Source organism: Paenibacillus sp. IITD108 (assembly GCF_036541265.1).
In the GTDB taxonomy this organism is placed as follows: Bacteria; Bacillota; Bacilli; order Paenibacillales; family Paenibacillaceae; genus Pristimantibacillus.
In genome coordinates this window covers 1-711 of record NZ_JAZHCT010000090.1, presented here as the reverse complement: position 1 = coordinate 711, position 711 = coordinate 1, and the positions used below count along the sequence as shown (strand labels likewise).

Annotated in this window: 1 protein-coding gene; it reads left to right on the top strand. The window is 53.0% G+C overall.

Annotated elements, in window-relative coordinates:
• On the top strand, positions 1-711 hold a 711-nt coding region (locus V1L65_RS28635; protein WP_331702764.1), incomplete at both ends, for an IS110 family transposase.

Here is a 711-nt window from a genome sequence, read left to right as displayed (position 1 = left end):
TACGGGCCATTACTGGCACAACCTTGCAGACTGGCTGCTGGAGCAGGATCTCGAAGTGGTGTTAGTGAACCCGGTGACCACACATCGCAACAAGGAAAACCGCGATAATAGCCCATCAAAGAACGATCCAAAAGATGCACTTGTGATCGCCGATGTGGTCAGTCGCGGCTACTACACCGATTATGCGCCGCAAGCGCCTGTATTTGAGCGAATTAAAGCTGTCATGAGCTCGCGCGAATATTGGTCTGGGCAGTCCATCAGTCTAGGCAACCGCATTGTGCGTTGGATTGATCTGTACTTCCCAGAGTTTCGAAGCGTCTTTTCTGAATGGAATGGTGTTCGTTCTCTCGCCACGCTAAAGGCCTTTGCGTTGCCTGACGATTTGCAGCAACTGGATGTGGACAGCGTATTAGAAGGTTGGCGTGAACAAGGGATGCGGCGTGTAGCTGGTGCTAGTGGTAGAGCAAAAGCGGCTCAGCTTCTAGCTGCTGCGGCACGTAGTATCGGGAAGTCGGGCACCAATGATGCCGCGCGTCAAGACATCCTGCGACTGCTACAATTTTACGAAGAGACGCAACGCGTACTGAGCGAGATGCAACTAGAGGTTGAAGCCCTCTTGGAGCAAGTCCCTTTCATTGAACAACTCCGCAGTGTGCACGGCCTAGGCACGATTACGCTAGCTTGTCTGCTGGGGTGTGCAGGCGATTTACG